Here is a 6,620-nt window from a genome sequence, read left to right on the forward strand (position 1 = left end):
GAATCTATCTCAATACGCTATACTCAATACTCATTACTCAAAAAATAGTTATCAGTTGTCTGTTATCTGTTGTCTGAAGTCTGAGGTATGAGGTATGAGGTGCTGTTTTGAAATGAAGCAGAATCTATCTCAATACGCTATACTCAATACTCATTACTCAAAAAATAGTTATCAGTTGTCTGTTATCTGTTGTCTGAGATATGAAGTCTGAAGTCTGAGGTGCTGTTTCGAAATGAAGCAGAATCTATCTCAATACGCTATACTCAATACTCAATACTCAAAAAATAGTTATCAGTTGTCTGTTATCAGTTGTCTGAGGTCTGATGTCTGATAACTAAATCACTTGATATTGGGTTGAATCTGAGATCTTAATCCTTCTGCCCATGTTATTATGGCTGTTTTTTGCTCATCTGATAATTTTGCATTGCCATGTATTAATGTATAGGATTTCAATGGCATTTCACCCTCTTGAATCATTTCAATTACTTCTTCAAGTTTATGATCAGCTTTTTTAGGTTTATAACTAGCAAATTCAGAGAAATTCAATTCAGATTTACCTTCCTTAACATGATCTGCTAGCCACCAGGATATGGGTTGTATTTCTGCATACCATGGATAAACTGTATTGTTTGAGTGGCAGTCATAACAGGCTGTACGGATCAATTGTTTGGTGCTATCTGCAGTTTGAAAATTTGCAAAAATATCATTAGGAGTTACTGCATCAGACTGATTTTTAACTGGCTTAATGAATTGAATGAAAATTAAAACTCCTAAGAGCGCGATTAGAATTTTTTTAATGATTGACATATTCGATCAGTTTTTGAATAACAATAATATAAAATTATTTAAAATATAGCTTGATTACTTTGACCAATTCTTCAGAAATATGGCCATTAGTTGCAATTATTTCTCTTCTTGAAATGCATTGATCACCTCCCTTGAAATCGAAAATGTGTCCGCCAGCTTCACGGACCAGAACTATACCCGCAGCAACATCATAAGCATTCAAATTAAATTCAAAGTATCCATCAAATCTTCCACTTGCTACATAGGCAAGATCAATTGCAGCAGATCCAATTCTGCGAATTCCATGGCACTTTTGCATAAGAACTCTTAAAACATTAAGATAAGGTTCCATATTTGCAAAATCATGAAAAGGGAAACCAGTTGCCAATAATGTATTTTCAATTGTTGGCGCTTTAGATACTGAAATGCGTTTATTATTCAGATAAGCACCGCCGTTTTTCCATGCCGAAAAGCATTCATCTCTATTAATTTCATAAACCACTCCTAGCACAAGCTCATTATCACATTGAAGAGCAATACTGACAGAGAAAGTTGGTATTCCATGGATAAAATTGGTTGTCCCATCTAAGGGATCAATTATCCAGTTGTATTGTTCGCCCTTTACAGTGCTAGTTTTTTCTTCGGTAACGAATCCTGCTTCTGGCAATAAGATAGAAAGTGCCTTAACCAGTCTTTCTTCAGCTGTTTTATCGACATAAGAAACCATATCGTGTAATCCCTTGTATTCAACACGTTCACGATCAAAAACAAGTGCTTCGTTACGAATAAAATCACCAACTTCTAATGCTAAAGAAATTACATCGGTGGTAAGTTTAGAAAGGTTCATAAATCAGGCAGCGGCGTATTTATTTCCATTTTTTAGAGACCAAAATATACCCGTTATCCCTAAAATAATCAGAATTGTAGCAATGAGTTCTGCTTGAGTAAAACTTAAACCAAGCGCGTGATATTTTGAATTAACACGAATTGATTCAATTAGAAAGCGTTCTATTCCATTAAAAACTAGATAGCTAGACCACATTAAACCCGGTACTTTTATTTTATCTCTGAAGCCCCAAAGCAAGGCAAAAATAGCCAGCCCCATTAAAACTTCATAAAATGGCGTTGGAAATACTGGCAATGGTAATTCATTACAAAAAGGCCCGATACATCCTGGTATTGGAATGCCTTCTCCTACTACATTATGTGGGTATTTAAAAGACCAAACCCAATCTGGAGCCCAACTTAACCAGGTAGGTTTTATTGCAAGATTAACAATGCCCCAATCACCATCACCTGAAAGCTGACAGCCAATACGGCCAACGGCATAGGCTAGCATCATACCCGGACCAGCAATATCTAACATATGAATCCATTTGATCCCATATTTATTTGACTGGTAAAGCACTGCCCCTCCTCCCATTATCAAACCGCCGTAAAAAGTTAAGCCGCTAAAAGATAATAAGCCACCAATTGGATCTTTCACAAAATCATCCCAATATTCAAAATTGTGAAATAATTTAGCGCCCAAAAAACCCCAGATTGCTGCCCACATCAATAATGTGCCCATGATCTGGTAAGGGTGTACCGTTTCTTTAATAATTTTGGGTTGACTTAGCCTTTCTTTTTTATTCTCGGCATAGGCCCAGTAAATAAATAAAGCTCCAAATATCAATCCTCCCAAAAAGCTACCTCTGCTTGAAAGAATAAATGCTTGTGGATTGGCTACAAAAGCGGTATAGTTTAGCAGTCCATCAAGAAGTTTATACCCAACAAAAAAACCGAATATTGCATTTAAAGCTAAATCCTGCATAGAAATAGGCTCACCAATTTTAACATCCCTAGTAAAGGGACGAACAAGCCCCAATTTCTCTTTTCTCTTAAACTCCTGAGAAAGTGCCCAATAACCTGCAGCAAATGCAATAGCTACAAAAAAACCAAATGTTTGTATCGGTAAAGGAATATGTAAACCTGTTAAATATTCAATCAGGTGTGTAATAGTTGGGAACATATACTTAGTTTAATCTGAAAGGATTTATTGTGCTAATCTATAAAATAGAAGGGAATAATAGGATAAAGACTGAAAGGTTTTAATGAACAAGGTTTTCAACAAGTTCTGATATTTCCATATCACCATCTGAAGCAATATTTTCGAACTTGACTTGTTTGATGTCATTTATAAGTAGTGGGTCGTAAGGGGCTTTAACTTTCACATAATTGCGGCTAAAGCCATGCATGAACCCATTCTTATGATCGGCCTCGAAGAGTACCTGGCTTGACTTTCCAACCTGAGTCTGATAAAATGCACGACGTTTTTTTTCAGATAAAATATGAAGCATTTTACTCCGTTCTGCTCGCAAAGCACCTGGTACTGCTCCTTTCATTTCTGCAGCAGCTGTATTTTCACGCTCCGAATAGGTAAAAACATGCAGATAGGAAACATCCAGCTCATTTAAAAAATTGTATGTGTCAAGAAAATCTTCTTGAGTTTCACCTGGGAAGCCTACAATTACGTCTACACCAATACAACAATCAGGCATCAGGGTTTTAATTTTTGCAACTCTTTCAGCGTAAACTTCTCTTTTGTAACGCCGGCGCATAAGTGCAAGAACCTTATTACATCCTGATTGCAAAGGAATATGAAAATGAGGCACAAATTTATTGGATTGAGATACAAATTCAATAATCTCATCTGCAAGCAGGTTTGGTTCAATAGAAGATATCCGGATTCGATCAATTCCGTCTACTTGGTCAAGAGCTTGAACCAGATCAAGGAATTTATTTTCACGAATACCATCTCTAATGCCAAAATCGCCAAGATTTACCCCTGTGAGTACTATTTCTTTTACGCCAGATGTTACAATTTCATTTGCTTGCTCAATAACATGTGGTATAGTATCACTCCTGCTGGCTCCTCTAGCTAATGGAATGGTGCAAAATGAACAAGTATAATCACATCCATCCTGAACTTTTAAAAAAGTTCTAGTTCTTTCACCAAAAGAATAGGAAGAGATAAAATTCTTTGCTTCTGAAATATCCTGATTAAAGATTAGCGCTTTTTCCTGTTTTGTGAGGTCAGTAATATAATCGATGATCATGAATTTCTCTGCAGCACCGAGTACAATATCAACACCGGGAATTTCAGATATCTCTTTGGGTTTCAACTGAGCATAGCAGCCAACCACAGCGATATAAGCATTTGGCGAATGCTTCAATGCTTCTTTTACTACTTTCCGGCATTTTTTATCGGCATGGTCCGTGACAGAGCATGTATTAATAAGGTATACATCTGCCTGATCTGTAAAGGCTACAGTTTCAAAACCAGCATCATTAAATTGACGTCCAATTGCTGAGCTTTCAGAAAAGTTGAGCTTACAGCCCAATGTATAAAATGCTACCTTTTTACTCATGATATTGGCAAAGATAAGAAATGTGCCTGAAATGCTTAATAAAACACATCAGCAATTGAATCAGGTCTATTACTGATCTCCCCAGCGATAGGAATCATGATTAAAGCCAGCCAGATCAATCACTCTGTTCACAACTGTTTCAGCTACTTCTTCAATACTTTGAGGTAAACTGTAAAATGAAGGAGTTGCCGGACAAATTATACCACCAGCTTCAGTAACTGTCTTCATATTAGTAATATGAATCAAATTATAAGGACTTTCTCTTACCACTAAAATCAATTTTCGTCTCTCCTTTAAAACTACATCGGCAGCACGGCTGATCAAGTCATCCGAAATACCACCAGCAATTCGACCTAATGTACCCATAGAGCATGGACAAACGATCAACGTATCAAAACCAGCAGAACCCGATGCAAAAGGTGCAGTAAAATCTCTTTTGTCGAAAAACTTGAATCCGTATCCGTTAAAAGAACTATTACCAAGTTCATGGTGCCAAACATCTTTAGCATTATCCGACATAACGATTCCAAGATCAGCGATCTGATCTTTCAATAGTGTTAATTTATCAAATAAAACCTTCGCATATATAGAACCACTTGCCCCTGTTATAGCTATTGCAATCTTACGCTTTTTCATTCGTGTTAATTATTAATGACAAGGTATACTTAATCTTAAACTCTTAATAAGGAATATTGGTCAAATATCCTTCATTTAACTCGTAAATAAAATTGAATTATCTGCCCATAGCATATCGAATACCGTTAAGGATATGCTGCAAAAAAAACGGATCCATATATTTTTCATCGGCATGACCTAAAGCCGTATAAAATGCTCGTCCACCTTCAAATTTATGATACCAAGCCATAGGATGATACGCTCCATTTGTGCCACCTTTATAACTTGACTCATCTACTGTTAGTAAGACATGAATAGCAGGATTGATATTTTTGAAATTATACAGTTCTTCTTTTATGGTCCAAGATAGAGGAAGATGTCGGGTAGAAGGATGTTTTGAATCAACAACCTTAAATACTGCCTGTTGTTGTGCTGGATGCCCATTAAAAACTGCACCAAGCAGCTTACCATACCATGGCCAAGCATACTCGCCAGCTGAAGCACCATGAATCCCCATAAATCCACCACCAGAATGAATATAATTTTCAAAATTTAGCTGTTGAACACTATCCAGCATATCGCCTGATGTGCTTAAAAAGACAACAGCATTGTACTTTTTAAGAGTTTCTTTGGTAAAAACAGATGCATTTGAACTGGTGTCAACCTGAAATTTATTCTGCGCACCTAATTTGGATATGGCTGCTATTCCAGATGGAATTGACAAATGTTTATATGCTGCAGTTTTATAAAAGAGTAGGATTCTTTTTGGTGGATGAGCAGCTCTAACTTCAGCAAAAAAACTGGCTATGATGACTAATAAAATAAAAAATTTCGTTCGTTTCATTGATCCAATCAAATTGCAATTATCTGTTTTTGAATTTCATTTTTGCCTTTTCTCTTGAGCTGTAATTGTAATCCTTCATGTTGCTCTGTTTTTTGGCATGAAATGCTGAACCTGATTCAGTGTCCTGAACTTCAGCTTTAGTAATTTTCTTCGGTTTGTCCTTTTCAATCACAAGACCAAGGGGTAATTCAGCTAATGGAATTGGGAGGCCAATAGCCTGCTCAATCTTTTTTACCATTGATAGTTCCAGGTCAGTTGCAAAACTAATAGCTAGTGTATCGCTGCTATCTGCAGAAGGGTTTTTTACGATTCTGCCGATAAAGCTTTCCATTTCAATCGGCATCTCCAAATGGAAAATAAATGGAATGTCATTTAGGTTAAACGATTCTTTAAGATCATCTGCTACAAGTAAAATTCGTGTATCTTCAGAATGCCTAAAATCATCGATCAAGTCAAAACCAGGATGGTCAAAAAACAAAGGTTTATAGATTGATATTTCTTTATCAAGGTACTTAAACAGACTTTTAAATACCTTTTCGGCAGTTAGTCTGGTATTAACAAATACAAGTACCTTAGTAAATACCTCTTTGTCTTTTAATAAAAGGTTAAGCAGGTTGACTTTAGTTTTAAAATCAGGAACCTTGTAAAGAATTTGTTCGATGGTTTCCAGCTTTTGCTCTCCAAGGTTATCAATTTCAAAAGTTGTTGCCTGATTCATAAACTGACTGGTCAATAGATTCAGTTTATCATGAAAAACATCGGTAAAAATTAAATGTTGACATTTAACAATACTTCTGGCAAGCTCAGCAACAGGTAATTGCATACCACGTTTCACTATTTCTGCAGCATCATCTACAATGAACATCATGATCTTGTTCAAATTCAATCCCAATTTCAAATAGATTGCTCTTGCACGATCTGGAGTAGCAACCACAATATCAGCACCATCAGCAAGAGCATTCATC

General features: G+C 36.2%; 7 protein-coding genes. All 7 read right to left on the reverse strand.

Annotated features, from left to right (window positions below; translation table 11 throughout):
• Positions 1-339: 339 nt before the first annotated feature.
• On the reverse strand, positions 340-807 hold the full coding sequence (locus tag ACIQZ6_RS11050; RefSeq protein WP_395811060.1) for a heme-binding domain-containing protein: 468 nt from the start codon (positions 805-807) through the stop codon (positions 340-342).
• Positions 808-841: 34 nt separating this feature from the next.
• Positions 842-1,633, reverse strand: coding sequence for an inositol monophosphatase family protein (locus ACIQZ6_RS11055; RefSeq protein ID WP_395811062.1), 792 nt, complete (start codon positions 1,631-1,633; stop codon positions 842-844).
• Positions 1,634-1,636: 3 nt separating this feature from the next.
• Positions 1,637-2,797: a prolipoprotein diacylglyceryl transferase gene (locus ACIQZ6_RS11060; RefSeq protein WP_395811064.1), complete on the reverse strand. Its 1,161-nt coding sequence runs from the start codon at positions 2,795-2,797 to the stop codon at positions 1,637-1,639.
• A 79-nt stretch (positions 2,798-2,876) separates the two neighbouring features.
• Positions 2,877-4,196: a tRNA (N(6)-L-threonylcarbamoyladenosine(37)-C(2))-methylthiotransferase MtaB gene (mtaB, locus tag ACIQZ6_RS11065; protein ID WP_395811066.1), complete on the reverse strand. Its 1,320-nt coding sequence runs from the start codon at positions 4,194-4,196 to the stop codon at positions 2,877-2,879.
• A gap of 69 nt (positions 4,197-4,265) precedes the next feature.
• Positions 4,266-4,832, reverse strand: coding sequence for a UbiX family flavin prenyltransferase (locus tag ACIQZ6_RS11070; RefSeq protein ID WP_395811068.1), 567 nt, complete (start codon positions 4,830-4,832; stop codon positions 4,266-4,268).
• Positions 4,833-4,929: 97 nt separating this feature from the next.
• Positions 4,930-5,655 (reverse strand): ThuA domain-containing protein, encoded by a 726-nt coding sequence (locus ACIQZ6_RS11075; RefSeq protein ID WP_395811070.1) that lies wholly within the window; start codon positions 5,653-5,655, stop codon positions 4,930-4,932.
• Between the two features lie 19 nt (positions 5,656-5,674).
• A partial coding sequence (locus ACIQZ6_RS11080; RefSeq protein WP_395811072.1) for an ATP-dependent helicase occupies positions 5,675-6,620 on the reverse strand: 946 nt, incomplete at its 5' end.

It is taken from the genome of Daejeonella sp. (assembly GCF_044348475.1).
Taxonomy (GTDB): domain Bacteria; phylum Bacteroidota; class Bacteroidia; order Sphingobacteriales; family Sphingobacteriaceae; genus Daejeonella.